15 protein-coding genes are annotated in these 15,434 nt (G+C 66.0%); 10 read left to right on the forward strand and 5 right to left on the reverse strand.

The window, feature by feature from the left end:
- Window positions 1-173: 173 nt before the first annotated feature.
- Window positions 174-950 carry an enoyl-CoA hydratase-related protein gene (locus AIOL_RS07930; protein WP_049642490.1) on the forward strand — a complete coding sequence of 259 codons (777 nt, stop codon included), beginning with the start codon at window positions 174-176 and terminating at the stop codon, window positions 948-950.
- Between the two features lie 229 nt (window positions 951-1,179).
- Window positions 1,180-2,232 carry a Hint domain-containing protein gene (locus AIOL_RS07935; protein ID WP_049642491.1) on the forward strand — a complete coding sequence of 351 codons (1,053 nt, stop codon included), beginning with the start codon at window positions 1,180-1,182 and terminating at the stop codon, window positions 2,230-2,232.
- Between the two features lie 39 nt (window positions 2,233-2,271).
- On the opposite strand, the gene AIOL_RS07940 is transcribed toward AIOL_RS07935, so the two are convergent.
- Window positions 2,272-2,829, reverse strand: coding sequence for a YceD family protein (locus AIOL_RS07940; RefSeq protein WP_235438930.1), 558 nt, complete (start codon window positions 2,827-2,829; stop codon window positions 2,272-2,274).
- An 82-nt stretch (window positions 2,830-2,911) separates the two neighbouring features.
- Here AIOL_RS07940 and AIOL_RS07945 point away from each other — a divergent pair, with 82 nt between their 5' ends.
- Complete coding sequence (locus tag AIOL_RS07945; protein WP_049642492.1) at window positions 2,912-3,367, forward strand: outer membrane protein assembly factor BamE; 456 nt, start codon at window positions 2,912-2,914, stop codon at window positions 3,365-3,367.
- Window positions 3,368-3,394: 27 nt separating this feature from the next.
- Here AIOL_RS07945 and msrB read toward each other — a convergent pair whose 3' ends face one another.
- A complete protein-coding gene (gene msrB / locus AIOL_RS07950) occupies window positions 3,395-3,808 on the reverse strand; it encodes a peptide-methionine (R)-S-oxide reductase MsrB (RefSeq protein WP_049642493.1) in 414 nt (137 codons plus the stop codon).
- A 90-nt stretch (window positions 3,809-3,898) separates the two neighbouring features.
- Here msrB and AIOL_RS07955 point away from each other — a divergent pair, with 90 nt between their 5' ends.
- The 3 genes from AIOL_RS07955 (at window position 3,899) to AIOL_RS07965 (ending at window position 7,377) form a co-directional block, all read left to right on the forward strand.
- Window positions 3,899-4,645 (forward strand): GNAT family N-acetyltransferase, encoded by a 747-nt coding sequence (locus AIOL_RS07955; RefSeq protein ID WP_049642494.1) that lies wholly within the window; start codon window positions 3,899-3,901, stop codon window positions 4,643-4,645.
- Window positions 4,646-4,783: 138 nt separating this feature from the next.
- Window positions 4,784-6,589 (forward strand): ABC-F family ATP-binding cassette domain-containing protein, encoded by a 1,806-nt coding sequence (locus AIOL_RS07960; RefSeq protein ID WP_049642495.1) that lies wholly within the window; start codon window positions 4,784-4,786, stop codon window positions 6,587-6,589.
- Window positions 6,586-7,377: a dimethylarginine dimethylaminohydrolase family protein gene (locus AIOL_RS07965; protein WP_049642496.1), complete on the forward strand. Its 792-nt coding sequence runs from the start codon at window positions 6,586-6,588 to the stop codon at window positions 7,375-7,377. The genes AIOL_RS07960 and AIOL_RS07965 overlap by 4 nt, the downstream gene beginning before the upstream one ends.
- Before the next feature lie 263 nt (window positions 7,378-7,640).
- Here the strand turns inward: AIOL_RS07965 and AIOL_RS07970 are convergent, their stop codons facing one another.
- Window positions 7,641-8,492, reverse strand: a complete 852-nt coding sequence (locus tag AIOL_RS07970) for a DMT family transporter (RefSeq protein WP_268760187.1) — start codon at window positions 8,490-8,492, stop codon at window positions 7,641-7,643.
- Between the two features lie 122 nt (window positions 8,493-8,614).
- Window positions 8,615-8,929 carry a bactofilin family protein gene (locus AIOL_RS07975; RefSeq protein WP_049642498.1) on the reverse strand — a complete coding sequence of 105 codons (315 nt, stop codon included), beginning with the start codon at window positions 8,927-8,929 and terminating at the stop codon, window positions 8,615-8,617.
- 154 nt (window positions 8,930-9,083) lie between these two features.
- Here AIOL_RS07975 and AIOL_RS07980 point away from each other — a divergent pair, with 154 nt between their 5' ends.
- Window positions 9,084-10,139 carry an AbrB family transcriptional regulator gene (locus tag AIOL_RS07980; RefSeq protein ID WP_160314426.1) on the forward strand — a complete coding sequence of 352 codons (1,056 nt, stop codon included), beginning with the start codon at window positions 9,084-9,086 and terminating at the stop codon, window positions 10,137-10,139.
- A gap of 46 nt (window positions 10,140-10,185) precedes the next feature.
- Here AIOL_RS07980 and AIOL_RS07985 read toward each other — a convergent pair whose 3' ends face one another.
- Entirely contained in the window at window positions 10,186-11,502 is a 1,317-nt protein-coding gene (locus AIOL_RS07985) for a helix-turn-helix transcriptional regulator (protein WP_049642500.1), read from the reverse strand.
- Between the two features lie 223 nt (window positions 11,503-11,725).
- On the opposite strand from AIOL_RS07985, the gene AIOL_RS07990 reads away from it, so the two are divergent.
- From AIOL_RS07990 to AIOL_RS08000, 3 genes are all read left to right on the forward strand, one after another.
- Window positions 11,726-13,078: a substrate-binding protein gene (locus AIOL_RS07990; protein ID WP_049642501.1), complete on the forward strand. Its 1,353-nt coding sequence runs from the start codon at window positions 11,726-11,728 to the stop codon at window positions 13,076-13,078.
- A 105-nt stretch (window positions 13,079-13,183) separates the two neighbouring features.
- Complete coding sequence (locus tag AIOL_RS07995; RefSeq protein ID WP_049642502.1) at window positions 13,184-14,206, forward strand: branched-chain amino acid ABC transporter permease; 1,023 nt, start codon at window positions 13,184-13,186, stop codon at window positions 14,204-14,206.
- Window positions 14,207-14,210: 4 nt separating this feature from the next.
- Window positions 14,211-15,422: a branched-chain amino acid ABC transporter permease gene (locus AIOL_RS08000; protein WP_049642503.1), complete on the forward strand. Its 1,212-nt coding sequence runs from the start codon at window positions 14,211-14,213 to the stop codon at window positions 15,420-15,422.
- Window positions 15,423-15,434: the final 12 nt, after the last annotated feature.

Here is a 15,434-nt window from a genome sequence, read left to right on the forward strand (position 1 = left end):
GGGCGGTTGCATTGTTTGGGTCCCGGAACGTCTGGTGTCGGCAAGCGTCGTCAGGGCGGTGCGTTTGAGGCCAAAGGACCGCTCCAGGCCAAAAGATCGCCATAACGCCGCGTTCCCCTTTTCCCCGCCGCAGGCGGCGCTATGCTGCGCGGCAAGCACGAGGAGCCCAGCCGATGCATTACGAGACAATCGAGGTCACCAACGCCGACGGCGCCGCAACGATCCGGCTGAACCGGCCCGACGTGATGAACGCGCTGAACACGCAGATGCGGGCCGAGCTTTTGCACGCGGTCAAGGAAAGCGGCAAGAGCGCCCGCGTGGTGGTGCTGACCGGCAAGGGGCGGGCGTTCTGCTCGGGCCAGGATCTGGGCGATCGCGCCAACGCCGCGCAGGTGGATCTAGAGCGCACCCTGCGGGACGAATACGAGCCCCTGCTGCGCGCGATCTATGACTGCCCGGTCCCCACGATCAGCGCCGTGAACGGGGCCGCCGCCGGGGCGGGGGCCAATATAGCGCTGGCCGCCGATGTGGTGATCGCCTCTGAGAGCGCCAAGTTCCTGCAGGCCTTCGCGCGCATCGGGCTCATCCCCGACGCGGGCGGCACCTATTGGCTGCCGCGCCAGATGGGGTTCGCAAAGGCCATGGGCGCGGCCCTTTTTGCCGAGCCGATCACCGCGCGACAGGCCGAGGCCTGGGGCATGATCTGGGAGGCCATCCCCGACGCCGAGTTCGAGGCGCATTGGCAGGCCCGCGCCGCGGCGCTCGCCCATGGCCCCACCGTGGCCTATGCCAGCGCCAAGCAGGCGATTCGCGGGACCTATGGCAACTCGCTGGACGAGCAGCTTGAGCTTGAGGCCAAGTTGCAGGGGCAATGCGGCAAGACGCGTGACTTCAAAGAGGGCGTGACGGCGTTTCTGGACAAGCGCGCGCCCAGCTATGAGGGCCGCTGAGTTCGCTTGGCGCCCAACTCTTGCGCAAACCGCCCGCTTGGGGCGCCCTTCTTGCTGAACAGTTCCGCCGTGATCGGCGGAATGTTTCCAGGCGCGCGACAATAGCCGGAAATATTCAACAAAATCGGTGAGTTTCAGCCGCGGCGGCCCGCGCCTGGGTTCCGCCGGGCCGCGATATCTGTGATACTGCTCCAAGTTCATTTTAAGTCTACGTTTTCTGGGTGGTGCAATGGTCCTTCGTGCTTTCGGAGCCTTCGACAACGAAGCTTTCACCGTTACCGGCGATTCGCCTTTCCTGCCGTCGGGCAGCCCCATCATCAACAACTCCAGCACGCCGATTGGGACGATCTTCCAGTATTCCGACGGTTTCCCGGTCCGCAATATCGTCCTTAATGACACGTCAGACACGCCCGACATCTTCAACGACGACGAAGAGGACGAGCATGTCATCACCGACGGCAAGGATCTGGTCGCCAACGGGGCAGAGGTGGAATCCGAAAGCTACCACTTCCTGCGCCCGCTGGACGCCAATGGCGACCCGTTCGGGCCGCGGATCACGGTGACGGTCTTTTCGCAGAACGGGCAGACCTCGAACATCTGGGGGATGTCGACCGACACGCCGCTGATCGACGGGGCGAAATACGTCAAGGTCGGCGGTTCCAACAACGGCGACTCGCTTTATGACAGCTTCATCCCTTGCTTCACCGCGGGCACCCTGATCGCGACCGCGCAGGGCGAGAGACCCGTTGAGGAGCTGCGCGAGGGCGACCGCTTGGTCACCCGCGACAATGGCTACCAAGAGCTGCGCTGGATCGGCACCTGCATTGTGGGCGCCGCCGCGCAGCGGCGCGACCGCCACAAGCGCCCCATCGTGATCCGCAAGGACGCGCTGGGGCCCGGTCAGCCGCATCGCGACATGCCGGTCTCGCCCAACCATCGGATGCTGCTGACCTCGCCCGAACTGGGGCTGCTTTACTCTGAGAACGAGGTTTTCGCCGCCGCCAAGGACCTTTTGAAGCAGCGCGGCATCGGGCGCCAGAAGCCGGCCCAGGTGACCTATGTGCATCTTCTATTCGACCGCCACGAGGCGATTCTGTCGAACGGCGTCTGGTCCGAAAGCTTCCTGCCCGGCGACTACACGCTTGGCTCTTTGGAGTTCGCGCAGCACCAAGAGATCCTGAGCCTGTTCCCAGAGCTGGGCACCGATGCGCCGAAGGTCGACGGCTTTGCGCCCGCCCGGCGCATCCTAAAGCGCCATGAGGTGCGCGCGATCGGCAAGTAGCGCGGCCCCGCGGCGGGCCAGCCGCGCGCGCGAAAGCGCTTAGCCCGTGCCGTCCTGCAGTTTATCCCGCAGACCCGCCAGGCCCGCAAAGGGCTTGGCCGCCTCGTCGCTGAGGGGCTCGGTGCCGGGGGCGGCGAAGTTTGTGTCTTCCAATTCGGCGGCGTCCTTGCGGGGATAGTCCGGGGCGGCGATGGCAAGGGCCTCGTGCAGCAGGGCCAAAAGGTCCAGCTCGGCCGGGATCGGCTCGACCGTGTCGTCCTGCGGCATCTCGATCTCTTCGGCGTCGGAGGACAGTTCAGGCAGCTCGGCCACATAGAGCCGCTCGACGGGCGTGTCGATGCGGGTGACCACCGGTTCCAGCGTGATCACGCAATCCTGCACCACGGTGGCGCCGAGCTGCGCCGCAAGCTGCCAGTCGCGCTTGCCGGAGGGGCGCAGCGCGCCCTCAAACCGCAGCTTGCGCAGCCCGCGAAACCCCAAAGCCGTCGCGATTTGGGCGCGCGCCTCGGGCTCTGGCAGCAGCGCGAACGTCCTTGCCTGGCCCGGCGCCAGGTCGCCCATCCGCCACACGTGATCGCTATCTGGCGTTATGCCCATCGCGCGTTCCATTCTTGATCAAAGCTCGCCTCTTATGTAAGCCGGTTGGAGAGTAGAGCCAAGCCATGGCAAGAGGGGTGGCATGGGGAAACCCTTGAGAGTGTTGAGACTGTTGGGCGCGGCGATCGTTTTGGCCGCCGTGGCATCCTGCAGCAACATCGACCGCAAGCATGGCTACGTGCCGGAGGACACCGACCTAGAACAGATCGTCGTCGGCGTGGACAGCAAGGACACCGTGGCCGAGCTGGTGGGCACCCCCACCGCAAGCGGCGTGCTGGACACCAGCGGCTGGTACTACGTGGCCTCGAAGTTTCGCGTCTATGGTATCCGCGAGCAGCGCGAGGTGGACCGCCAGGTCGTGGCGATCTCCTTCGCCGAGGATGGCACGGTCGAGAATGTCGAGCGCTTTGGGCTGGAGGATGGCAACGTGATCGCCATCTCGCGGCGCGTGACCGATAGCAACATCAAGGGCGTCGGGTTCCTGCGGCAGCTCTTTGGCAGCATCGGCAACTTTGCCGCGGATCAGTTGGTCAACTAAGTCATCTTTCGCCGGGCGCGACGCCGATTAATCCGCGTCGCTCTCGCTCTCGCTCTCGGGTTCGAACTTCAGCGCTACGCCGTTGACGCAATAGCGCATGCCTGTGGGCTGCGGCCCGTCCGGGAAGACATGGCCCAGATGCGCGTCGCAGCGGTTGCAATGCACCTCGGTGCGGCGCATGAACCAGGAGTTATCCGTCTGCACGCCCACCGTCTCGCTGTCCTTGGGCTGGTAGAAGGACGGCCAGCCGGAGCCGGAATCGTACTTATGCGCCTTGTCAAAAAGCGGCGCCCCGCAGCAGGTACAGTTGAACGTGCCGGGCCCCTCGGGGAAGTCCTCATGCGAGAAGGCGCGTTCGGTCCCGTGCTTGCGTGCGACCTTGTATTCCAGATCGCTCAGCTCCGCGCGCCAATCCGCGTCCGACTTCACCACCTTTTCCATGTCCCGCCTCCCTCTTTGTCAGCACGCTGTCATATATAATATGCTAGGCGTAGAAGGTAAGGGTGGGCGCGTTGAAAGGGCGAGGCGCGGATGTTGCGGTTGCAAAAGGGCCAATACGTGGCACGCTCGGCTCAGACCGAGGCCGACATCGCCGCAGCGCAGGCGCTGCGCTACCGCGCCTTTCGCGCCGAGGACGGCGAGGCGGGGCGCGACAGCGACCGTTTTGACGCGCTCTGCACCCATATCCTGGTCGAGCGCGCAAGGGACGCGAAACTGGTGTGCTGCTTTCGGCTGCTGCCGCTCTCGGATGGCACAGAGATCACGCGCAGCTACGCCGCTCAGTATTACGACCTCTCGGCCCTGGCGGGGTATCGCGGCAAGATGGTCGAGATGGGCCGGTTCTGCATAGATCCTGATTTCGCCGTCGACCCTGACATCCTGCGCGTCGCCTGGGGCGCGATGACGCAATTCGTCGATGACGAGGGGGTGGAGATGCTGTTTGGCTGCGCGTCCTTCGCGGGCACCGTGACCGACAGCTACCAAGACGCCTTTGCGATGCTGCGCGAGCGCCACCTGGCGCCCAGCCGCTGGCTGCCGCGGGTGAAGGCGCCGGACGTGTTCCGCTTTGCGCGCCGCTTAGTGGGGCGCCGCCCCGACGCCAAGCGCGCGATGCTGACCATGCCGCCGCTCTTGCGGACCTACCTTCTGATGGGCGGCTGGGTCAGCGACCACGCGGTGGTCGACCGCGACCTGAACACGCTGCATGTGTTCACCGGGCTGGAGATCTCGGCGATCCCGCCCACCCGCGCCCGGCTGCTGCGCGGCGTGGCCGGGTAGAGCGCTGTTAAAATGAGTGCCTTCGGCACGCTCTTTTAGCCCGTACTCGGCTCCGCCTGCGTGCGGGCGATTGGCATCCAGAACCCGCCGGGCACGCCCTGCATTGACCTTCCATAAGCGCGCAGGTAGGCGCGGGGTATGGCTCGGGCACCGCTTTTACAACTCTCTGATATCGCGCTGACCTTCGGCGGCGACCCCGTCTTTGACGGTCTGGATCTGGTCGTTCAACCGGGGGATCGCGTCGCGCTGGTCGGGCGCAACGGCTCGGGCAAGTCGACGCTGATGAAGGTCATGGCCGGCCTGGTCGAGGCGGACCGCGGCGCCCGGGTACTGCCCGCCGGTGTCTCGGTGGGCTATATGGAGCAGGACCCCACAATGGAGGGCTTTGCGACGCTGGGCGATTTCGCCGCCAGCGGGCTGGAGCCCGGCGAGGCCTATAAGGTCGAGATGGCCGCCGAGGGGCTGAAGTTTAAGGCCGAGACGGCGGTGAACGTGGCCTCCGGCGGCGAGCGCCGCCGCGCCGCCCTGGCCAAGCTGATGGCGGAGGCGCCCGAGCTGATGCTGCTCGACGAGCCGACCAACCATCTCGACATCGACGCCATCGCCTGGCTTGAGGCCGAGCTGAAGGCCGCGCAATCCGCCTATGTGCTGATCAGCCACGACCGCGCCTTCCTGAACGCGCTGACCAGGGCCACGCTTTGGATCGACCGCGGCGCGGTGCGCCGCCGCGAGCTTGGGTTCGGCGGCTTCGAGGCCTGGCGCGACGAGATCTGGGCCGAAGAGGACCTCAAGCGCCACAAGCTGGACCGCAAGATCAAGGCCGAGGCGCGCTGGGCCGTGGAAGGCATCAGCGCGCGGCGCAAGCGCAACCAGGGGCGCGTGCGGGCCCTGCAGGCCCTGCGGGCCGAGCGCGCCTCGCAGATCAGGCGGCAGGACGCCGCCGCCATGGCGCTGGATGCGGGCAGCAAGAGCGGCAAGCGCGTGATCGAGGCGCGTGGGATATCAAAGGCCTTTGGCGACAAGGCCATCCTGCGCCCCTTTGACCTGCGCGTGCTGCGCGGCGACCGCGTTGCCTTTGTGGGCCCGAACGGCGTCGGCAAGACCACACTGATCAAAATGCTGACCGGGGCCTTGGCGCCGGATACCGGCAGCGTGACCCTGGGCACCAACCTGGAACTGGCGGTGTTCGACCAGAACCGCGAGAGCCTTGCGCCCGACGTGACGCTCTGGGACGCCCTGGCGGGCGACAATGAGATCGGCGTTAGCGGCAAGGCCGACCAGGTGATGGTGCGCGGCGCGCCCAAGCATGTTGTGGGCTATCTCAAGGAATTCCTCTTCACCGACCAGCAGGCGCGGGCGCCAGTGCGCTCGCTGTCGGGGGGCGAGAAGGCGCGGCTGGTGCTGGCCAAGATCATGGCCAAGCCCTCGAACCTGCTGGTGCTGGACGAGCCGACGAATGATTTGGACATCGAGACGCTGGACCTGCTGCAGGAGATCCTGGGCGACTACTCGGGCACGGTTCTTTTGGTCAGCCACGACCGGGACTTCATCGACCGCGTGGCGACCACGACGGTGCTAATGTCCGGCGATGGCCGCGCGGTGGTGCACGCGGGGGGCTGGTCGGATCTGCCGCCACGACAGGCCGAGGATCGCCCGCAAGGGCGGATGAGGCCCGCCGCCAAGGACAAGCCCACCAAGCCGCAACCCGCGCCGCAACGCGCCGCGCTCAGCTTCACCGAGAAGCACCGGCTGGAGGCGCTGCCGGGCGAGATCGAGCGCTTGGAGGCCGAGATCGCCAAGCTCAGCGAATTCCTATCGGACCCGGCGCTCTTCACCGATCAGCCAAAGAAGTTCGAGAAAGCCAGCGCCGCGCTGGTGGAGCGACAACAGGCACTCTCGGCGGCGGAAACGGAATGGCTGGAACTTGAGGAGAAGGCACAATGAACGGGAAATCCTATCGCTTCACCCACGCGATCTGCCGCGAGGTCAGCGCCAGCGCCACCCAGGGCCTGCGCGCCGTGGACATTGGCGCGCCGGACCTGGCGCAGTTCCGCGCTGACCATGCCGACTATGTCGCGGTGTTGCGCTCTACGGGCGCGGAGGTCACCGTGCTGCCCGCATTGGAGGCGTTTCCGGACGGCGTTTTCGTGGAGGATGCGGCAATCTGTTTGGCCGAGGGCGCGGTGGTGACCCGGCCCGGAGCGCCGTCGCGCCTGGGCGAGGCGGCGGCGATGGCGCCGGTCCTGGAGGGGTTCTACGAGGATGTCGTTTGGGTCGAGGACGGGTTCATCGAGGGCGGCGACGTGCTGGTGACCGAGCGTGAGATCCTGGTGGGCACCTCGGCGCGCACCGACGCGACGGGGATCGCAACCCTGACGCGGCTGGTCGCGCGCTGGGGATACGCCCTGCGCGTGGTCGAGACCCCGCCCGGCGTGCTGCATTTCAAGACTGACTGCGCGCTGCTGGATGAAGAGACCGTGCTGGCGACGCCGCGGCTGGCCGCCTCGGGCTGCTTCGAAGGCTACCGGGTGATCCATACCGGCGAGGGCGAGGAGGCCGCGGCGAATGTGATCCGCTTCAACGACCTGGTGGTCATGCCCTCCGGATTTGCCCGCACGCAAGAGGCTATTGAGGCGGCGGGCTACACCGTCCGACCGGTGGGCAACTCGGAGGCCGCAAAGCTCGATGGCGGGATGTCCTGCCTGTCGCTGCGGTTCTCGCCTGCGGGATAGGTTGGTTTCGGCCTGAAACGGTCCTTTGGAGGCGCCAAATCTCTTGCAAGAGATTTGCACTTTCCTTCCAAGGAAAGTGGGGCCCGCAGCTGGCGAGCGGTCGCTTTTCAGGGGGTTAATTCGGGGCGCGCCATAGAAACTCTTTCAAGAGTTTCGCAATTTTCTTGCAAGAAAATTGCGCCGCGCCAAGACCCGCTGGAGGGCCAAGAACAGCTACAGCGGATCGGCAAAAAAGCCAGCATCAGCTTGTACAGCGAAACGCTTTAGGTCTGAGGTGGCTTCCGCGCCGCCAGGCGCTCGCGATTGAGCGTATAGATGCCCGTCGCGGTGATGATCGCCGCGCCGACCCAGGTCCAGAGATCGGGCAGGTCCCCAAAGATGAGCCAGCCGTAGAAGGTGCTCCAGATCAGGATCGTGTAGTGCAGCGGCGCCACGACCACGGCCTGCGCCAGCTCCAGCGCTTTGATCACCAGGGTCTCGGCCAGGGCGGCCATAAGCGCCATGCTGATCAGCAGGGCGATCTGCCAGCCCTCGGTGGGCCATTGCCAGACGAAGGGCAGGGGCACGGATAAGAGCGCCACGCTGACCAGCGCGGTATAGGCCACGGTGGTCATGGTGTTGTCGCTGCCCGCCAGCGCCCGGCTGACGATCTGGCGCACGGCGAAGAGCGCCGCGGCGAGGATCACCAGGAAGGCGGCCGGGTGGATGGCGCCGGTGCCGGGGCGGATGATGATCAGCGTCGCCAGGAAGCCGATGATCACCGCCGTCCAGCGCCGCATCCCGACCGGCTCGCGCAGGATCAGCGCGCCCATCAGCGTCACCATGAAGGGGGCCACAAAGGTGACCGCCACCGCGTCCGCCAGCGGCACGTAGCTGACCGCGAAGATGAACAGCGTGGCCGAGCCCGCCGCCACCGCGCCGCGCAGCACCTGCAGGCCAGGGGCCGCGGTGCGCAGGATCGAGGCGCCGTGGTAGCTCAGCATGAACACCAGCCCCAGGACCAGCCCGAGCTGGCGGAACCAGACGATCTGGAACGGGTGCAGCGTGTCGGTGAGGAACTTGGCCTGGGTGTCCACCGCCGAGAAGATGAACATGCCGCCGGCCATGCACAGCACGCCCAGGGCCGCCCGGTTCGGGCGGCTGGGGGCATCCGGAGAGGGAGCGTTCAGAGGCGCGCTGGGCTGCGGGATGTCATCGGTCCGATGAAACCGGCCGCCGCCGCGGCGGCCAAAGCGTCCTAGCCGCCGGTGATCTTAACCTCTCCGACAAGCTTGGCGCCCTTCTCAGAGGTCATGGTCTTGGCGGTCACCTGGCTGTTGACCTTCGAGGTCGCGCCAAGCGAAAGCTCGCCGCAGCTGACGCTGCCGGATTGCGAGCCCTGGATGCTGACCGTATCGGCGTTCACCGCGCCGTTGACCTGGCCGCCCCCGGCCACGTCCACCGCCTTGGCGGTGATGTCGCCGGTGACCTTGCCCTTCACGCTGATCGCGCCCTCGGGCGACGAGATGTTCCCGTCCACGGTGAGATCGGATTCAATTACAGTTCCAGCCATGTGTCTTTCCTAATTGAGCGCTGCGCCAGGCGCGGCCGCCATTGTCTTTGCGATTGCCAATAACCTACACGTGTAGCACGAGACTGGCGAGATGCTAGATGCAGATCGGCGGAATTGGGCAATGGCGCGGCGGGGTATCACGGGCTTGCAAGGTTTGGCGAAACTCTGGCCGCTGTTTGGGCTGGGCGCGTTGGGCGGGCTGCTGGCCTATTTGGCCGGGCTGCCGATGCCGTTCATGCTGGGCGCGATCGCGGGCGCGGGCGCCGGGGTGATGGTGCTGGAGGCGCGCCACGGCGCGCAGGACCGGCGCATGCCCAAGCCGCTGCGCGAGGCGTTTGTCTCGCTCATTGGGATCATGATCGGGGCCAGCTTCTCGCCCGAGCTTCTGGCGGTGATGCCCGGGTTCTGGCCGTCGGCGCTGGCGGTGATCGGCTTTATCGCGGTGTCGCAGGTGGGCGGCTATTGGATCATGCGCGGCCTGGGCGGGTATAGACCGGTCGACGCGCTTTATGCCTCGATGCCGGGCGGCCTTGTGGAGGCCGCGATCCTGGGCGAGCAGGCCGGCGCGGACGGGCGGCTGATCTCGGTGCAGCATTTCATCCGGATCATCCTGGTGGTGTTCACGGTGCCGCTGCTGTTCTGGCTGTACACCGGGGCGGTGGTGGGCAGCGCGTCGGGGCAGGGCTTTGGCTCGGCCAGCTATGGCTGGCGCGACGTGGCCTGGGTGATCGGGCTCGCGCCCGTCGGGCTGGCCCTGGGCAGGCTCACGCGGCTGCCCGCGGGGCACCTGATGGGCCCCTTGATCCTAAGTGCGGCGCTGCACGCGCTGGGGGTGGTCGATGTCAGCGCGCCGCCCTGGATGCTGCACGCGGCGCAGCTGGTGGTCGGGGTGTCGCTGGGGGCGCAGTTCTCGGGGCTGACGGCACGGGTGCTGCTGCGCGGGCTGGGCGTGGGGGTCGTGGCGGTGGCCTATATGCTGGTGGTGGGGCTGGGCTTTGCGCTGGCGCTGGCGCCGTGGCTGCCGGCCAGCCCGGTGACGATGTTTCTGAGCTTCGCACCCGGCGGGGTGACCGAGATGAGCCTGATCGCCCTCAGCCTAAACACCTCGCCGGTGGTGGTCTCGGTGCATCACCTGATCCGCATCAGCTGCGCGGTGTTCGTGACGCAGTGGATGGGGCGGCGCCTGGTGGGGGTGGCGGCGCGGCGATAGGCGCGGGGCCGGGGCGGGCCTGGACTGGCGGGGCCTTAGACAGGCCTTAGACGGGGGCCGCCGCGCCCAGGATGGACGGCTCTCGCCGCGCGGCGCAGCCGTCGCGGGGGCAGATGCGGCAGCTCATGCCCACCGGCTGCGGGGCGGCGTCCGGCGGCCGCGCGCGGTCCGGCGGCAGGATCAGCATGGTGGCCTCATAGACCATGGGGGCGTCGAAATCGGCCGGGGTCATGGGCTGGGCGACGGCGTAGGTCAAGAACCGCATCTGATCGCGCCCCGCGGTCTCGACCACCGCGCGCACCGGGGTCATGGGCCGCGACAGGGCCTGGTAGAGCGGCCAGAGCGGGCAGGCGGCCCCGAAGCGGGGCAGCGGGAAGCCGTCAACCGGCTTGCGGAATGTCAGGGTGCCCGAGGCGTCGCAGACCACAAGCCCGATGCTGCCCGCGCCCTCAGGCGTCGGCAGCATCGCCACGCGGCGCATGGCGCTGGCCAGATCCACGTCGAAGGCCGCGGCAAGCCGGGCCACGTCCATGCCCGTCTCTTTTGCGCTGTCTTGGAACGCGGCCAGCGGCATGCGGGCGGCGTCGGCGCGGTAGCGCGCGAACATGGCCTTGGCCAGGCTGCGGGCCTGCGGGCTGGCGATCCCCGGCGCCGTGGCAAAGAGCAGCTCGTCGGAGGGGCCAAGCGCGCGCTCCAGCGCTTCGATGTGGTGGCCCTGGGCCTTCAGCCAGGCCTCCAGCTCGTCCTGCGGCGTGTCCGGCCCGCCCTCGGGGGCGTCGCTTTGCTCTAGATAGGTCACCAGCTCCTGGCTGGAGGCGGTCAGCCGCTGGCTGTCCTCGTGGATGTTGCGGTGGAACCGGTCGCGCCATTCCGGCTCGATCTCTGCGGTGTCCACCAGGATCGAGGCGGCCGAGCCGATCGCGGTGGCGGTGGACAGCAGCTCGTGCAGGGCGTCGGCCAGCTGCGGGTCGTGGGTCAGGCGGTCGGACAGACCCGCCACCACCCGTTCCAGGTCGCCGATGCGTTGCTGCTGCGCGGCCAGGACCGCGGCCCAGCCGGGGAAGCGCCCGGCCAGCTCTTCTGCGCGGTCCACCTCGGCGCCGGCACCCGCGTGGTCCGCGGCGGCGTCGCGCAGCGCCAGCAGGGCGGTCGCGCCGGCGCCCTCGGCCAGGGTGTTGGGGTCGACCTCCAGGGCGGTTGCGATGTCGGACAGAAGCTTGCCGCCGATTCTCCGGCGGTTGTGCTCGATGAGGTTGAGATAGGCCGCGGAGATGCCGACTTGACGGGCGAGTCCGGCCTGCTTCATACCCGCGATTAACCTGCGCTCGCGGATGCGGGAGCCGGTGAGAACCTGCGTCGCCATGACTAGCCTCCTTGAAACGCAGCATTTTCCCTAAGGTAAGTTAAAGTTTTTACAAAATCCAGATCGTCAATGTATATTAATTTACAGAATTTTTCTTTCGTATGAGGCTCTTGTTGCGTAGTTTTCAATCCCTGCTCATTATTATGGCACCCTGAAAAGGTGTGCGGTGCGTGGCTTGAGGAGAAGCGCGGGCCGCAGGACAGTACTCAATGGGAGGATTTATATGTCCAGACTTCATCTCACACGTCGTGGTGTGCTCAAGACCGGTGCAGCCGCCGGTACGGGCCTTGCGATGCCAACTATTCTGACCGCGGCAAGCCACGCGGGCTACACCAACGCGCCCACGGGCAGCTCGGTGACGCTCGGATTTAACGTGCCGCAAACCGGTCCCTACGCGGACGAAGGCGCTGACGAGCTGCTGGCGCAGCAGCTGGCGGTCGAGCACATTAACGGCGAGGGCGATGGCGGCTGCCTGAACACCTTCACCTCGAAGGCACTCAAGGGCAACGGCATCCTGGGCAAGAAGGTCGAATACGTGACCGGCGACACCCAGACCAAGTCGGACGCCGCGCGGGCATCGGCCAAGTCGATGATCGAAAAAGACGGCGCGATCATGATCAATGGCGGCTCGTCCTCGGGCGTGGCCGTTGCGGTTCAGGGCCTCTGCCAAGAGGCGGGCATCATCTTTATGGCCGGCCTGACCCACGCCAACGACACCACCGGTAAGGACCGCAAGGCCAACGGCTTCCGCCACTTCTTTAACGCCTACATGTCGGGTGCCGCTCTGGCGCCGGTGCTGGCCAACGAGATGGGCAACGAGCGCCGCGCCTACCACCTGACCGCCGATTACAACTGGGGCTGGACCCAGGAGGAATCGATCGTGGCCTCCACCGAGGCCATGGGCTGGGAGACCGTCAACACGGTCAAGACGCCGCTGGCATCGACCGACTTCTCGTCCTACATCACCCCGGTTCTGAACTCGGGAGCGGACGTGCTGGTGCTGAACCACTACGGCGGCAACATGGTGAACTCGCTGTCCAACGCGATCCAGTTCGACCTGCTCAACAAGCAGGTGAACGGCAAGGACTTCAAGATCGTCGTGCCGCTCTACTCCGAGCTGATGGCCGCTGGTGCGGGCGAGAACATCAAGGGCGTGCTGGGTTCGATGAACTACAACTGGCAGCTCAACAACGAGGGCTCGCAGCAGTTCGTCAAGTCGTTCGGCGAGAAGTACGGCAAGCCGCCTTCGAACTCGGCGCAGACCTGCTACGCGCAGGTTCTGCTCTACGCGGACGCCTGCGAGCGTGCGGGCACGTTCAACCCCTGTGGGGTGGCCGAGGCGCTCGAGGACTTCGAGTTCGACGGTCTGGGCAACGGCAAGACGCTGTATCGCGGTGCCGATCACCAGTGCTTCAAGGACGTTCTGGTTGTGCGCGGCGCGCAGAACCCGACCAACGCCTATGACACGCTGGAGATCGTCGAGATCACCCCGGTGGAGAACGTCACCTACGCGCCGAACCACCCGATGTTCGGCGGCGACGAAGCCAGCCTGGGTGCTTGCAACCCCGGCGCTTAAGCTCAATCGCACGCGGCGCGGGGCAACGCCCGCGCTTCTCCAAAGTAAATGTTTCCTCCGGCACAGGCCGGGGGGAACCTCTTCCAGCCATCCAAGGTGGGGACAATGGACGCCTTTATCCTGCAAATCCTAAACGGCCTCGACAAGGGCTCGGCCTATGCGCTGATCGCCCTGGGGCTGACGCTTATCTTCGGCACGCTTGGCGTGGTGAACTTCGCGCATGGCGCGCTGTTCATGATCGGCGCCTTCTGCGCGGTCTCGGTGCAAAAGCTGCTCTCGCTGAGCTACATCGTCATCGACGAGACCCAGAAGGACTTCCTGGGCAACCCGCTCAAGGTCGAGGTGCCCTATGTCGAGGGCATATTCGGCAAGGCGCTGGGGACGTCGATCATAGATTGGGCGGTCCCGCTGGCGATCCTGGTCACCATCCCGGTGATGGTGCTGATCGGCTTCGTGATGGAGCGCGGGCTGATCAAGCATTTCTACAAGCGCCCGCACGCGGATCAGATCCTCGTGACCTTTGGCCTGGCGATCGTCTTGCAGGAGATCATCAAGGCCAATTTCGGCGCCAACCCGATCCAGACGCCGCCGCCTGATGCGATGATGGGCGTGCTGAACGTGGGCGCCGCGGTGGGGCTGGACCTGCCCTATCCGATCTGGCGGATCACCTACTTCCTGTTCTCGCTGATCATCATCTGCGGCGTGTTTGCCTTCCTGCAGTTCACCACTTTCGGCATGGTCGTGCGGGCTGGCATGGCCGACCGCGAGACGGTGCAGATGCTGGGCATCAATATCGACCGGCGCTTTACGATCATGTTCGGGGTCGCCGCCGCGGTGGCGGGGCTTGCGGGGGTGATGTACGGGCCGATCAACCCGCCGAATTACCACATGGGCATGGACTTTCTGGTGCTCAGCTTCGTGGTGGTTGTTGTGGGCGGCATGGGCAGCCTGCCGGGGGCGGTGCTGGCGGGCTTCCTGCTGGGCATCCTCGAGAGCTTTGCCTCCACCACCTGGGCCACCACCACGCTGCCCGGGATCAACCAAGTCATCATCTACCTTGTGGCCATTGTTGTCCTGCTGCTGCGTCCGCGCGGCCTGATGGGGCGCAAAGGCGTGATGGAGGAGTAAGAACATGCTGGGACTTAACCGCAGAGACACCTCGCTGGTCATTATCGTCGCGATCCTGACGATGCTGGCGCCCTTCATCCTCAACCCGTTCCCGTCGAACAGCGGCATGGCGCAGTTCAACGCGGGCTACCCGGACCTGATGCAGAAATTCGTGATCTTCGGCATCTTCGCGATCGGGTTCAACATCCTGTTCGGCCTCACGGGCTACCTCTCGTTCGGTCACGCGGCCTTCCTGGGCGTGGGCTCTTATAGCTGCGTGTGGATGTTCAAGCTCCTGGGCTACAATGTGGTGCCCGGGATCGCGCTGAGCGTGATCGTGTCCGGGGTCTTCGCCGTGGGCATCGGCCTGCTCTGCCTGCGCCGGACGGGGATCTACTTTTCGATCTTGACGCTGGCTTTCGCGCAGATGTCCTTCGCGCTGGCCTACTCGGTGCTGTCGAACCCGAAGTTCAACCTGACCAATGGCGAGACCGGGCTGCAGGTCTATGCGGATGACCCGCAGGTGCTGCAATTCGGGAACGCGCCGGACTTCCCGCATCTCTTCGGGCTCTCCTTGCGCAGCATCTACGAGCTGCAGATCGGCGGATGGGAGTTCCAGTTCCAGGTCGGGTATTACCTGTGCGCGGTCGTTATGCTGCTGTGCTTTTACGTCTCGGTGCGGATCTTCCGCTCGCCCTTCGGCATGATGCTGCGGGCGGTGAAGTCGAACCAGCAGCGGATGAACTATACCGGCCTGAACACGCGGCCCTACACGCTGGCGGCCTTCGTGATCTCGGGGATGTATGCTGGCCTGGCCGGTGGGCTTCTGTCGGCGGTGGACCCGCTTGCGGGCGCCGAGCGGATGCAGTGGACGGCCTCGGGCGAGGTGGTTCTGATGACGATCCTTGGCGGCATGGGCACCCTAATCGGGCCGATCCTGGGCGCGGGCTTCATCAAGTATCTCGAGGCGATCTTCTCGAAGATCAACGACAACGTGCTGCATGGCTGGTTCGCCTTCATGCCCGAGGGTATCGAGAACTTCCTGGTCGCGGTCATTCACCCCTTCGTGGGCAAGGGCTGGCACCTGACGCTGGGCCTGCTGTTCATGGTCGTGGTGATCTTCCTGCCCGGCGGGCTGGTCGAGGGTGGGCAGCGCATCGGGCGCTGGGTCACGGGGCGCGGCAAGAAACCGGCGGATGACGGCAGCCATCGCCCCGAATCCACACCTGCGGAATAAGGAGAGGAAGCT

Origin of the sequence: Candidatus Rhodobacter oscarellae (genome assembly GCF_001078595.1) — a bacterium.
Classification (GTDB): Bacteria; Pseudomonadota; Alphaproteobacteria; order Rhodobacterales; family Rhodobacteraceae; genus Rhodobacter_B; species Rhodobacter_B oscarellae.

What these genes read in the sequence shown, in the direction of transcription:
- AIOL_RS07930 (WP_049642490.1), top strand. Translation starts at nt 174, where the DNA reads ATGCATTACGAGACAATCGAGGTCACCAACGCCGACGGCGCCGCAACG.
- AIOL_RS07935 (WP_049642491.1), top strand. Translation starts at nt 1,180, where the DNA reads ATGGTCCTTCGTGCTTTCGGAGCCTTCGACAACGAAGCTTTCACCGTT.
- AIOL_RS07940 (WP_235438930.1), bottom strand. Translation starts at nt 2,829, where the DNA reads ATGGGCATAACGCCAGATAGCGATCACGTGTGGCGGATGGGCGACCTG.
- AIOL_RS07945 (WP_049642492.1), top strand. Translation starts at nt 2,912, where the DNA reads ATGGGGAAACCCTTGAGAGTGTTGAGACTGTTGGGCGCGGCGATCGTT.
- msrB (WP_049642493.1), bottom strand. Translation starts at nt 3,808, where the DNA reads ATGGAAAAGGTGGTGAAGTCGGACGCGGATTGGCGCGCGGAGCTGAGC.
- AIOL_RS07955 (WP_049642494.1), top strand. Translation starts at nt 3,899, where the DNA reads ATGTTGCGGTTGCAAAAGGGCCAATACGTGGCACGCTCGGCTCAGACC.
- AIOL_RS07960 (WP_049642495.1), top strand. Translation starts at nt 4,784, where the DNA reads ATGGCTCGGGCACCGCTTTTACAACTCTCTGATATCGCGCTGACCTTC.
- AIOL_RS07965 (WP_049642496.1), top strand. Translation starts at nt 6,586, where the DNA reads ATGAACGGGAAATCCTATCGCTTCACCCACGCGATCTGCCGCGAGGTC.
- AIOL_RS07975 (WP_049642498.1), bottom strand. Translation starts at nt 8,929, where the DNA reads ATGGCTGGAACTGTAATTGAATCCGATCTCACCGTGGACGGGAACATC.
- AIOL_RS07985 (WP_049642500.1), bottom strand. Translation starts at nt 11,502, where the DNA reads ATGGCGACGCAGGTTCTCACCGGCTCCCGCATCCGCGAGCGCAGGTTA.
- AIOL_RS07990 (WP_049642501.1), top strand. Translation starts at nt 11,726, where the DNA reads ATGTCCAGACTTCATCTCACACGTCGTGGTGTGCTCAAGACCGGTGCA.
- AIOL_RS07995 (WP_049642502.1), top strand. Translation starts at nt 13,184, where the DNA reads ATGGACGCCTTTATCCTGCAAATCCTAAACGGCCTCGACAAGGGCTCG.
- AIOL_RS08000 (WP_049642503.1), top strand. Translation starts at nt 14,211, where the DNA reads ATGCTGGGACTTAACCGCAGAGACACCTCGCTGGTCATTATCGTCGCG.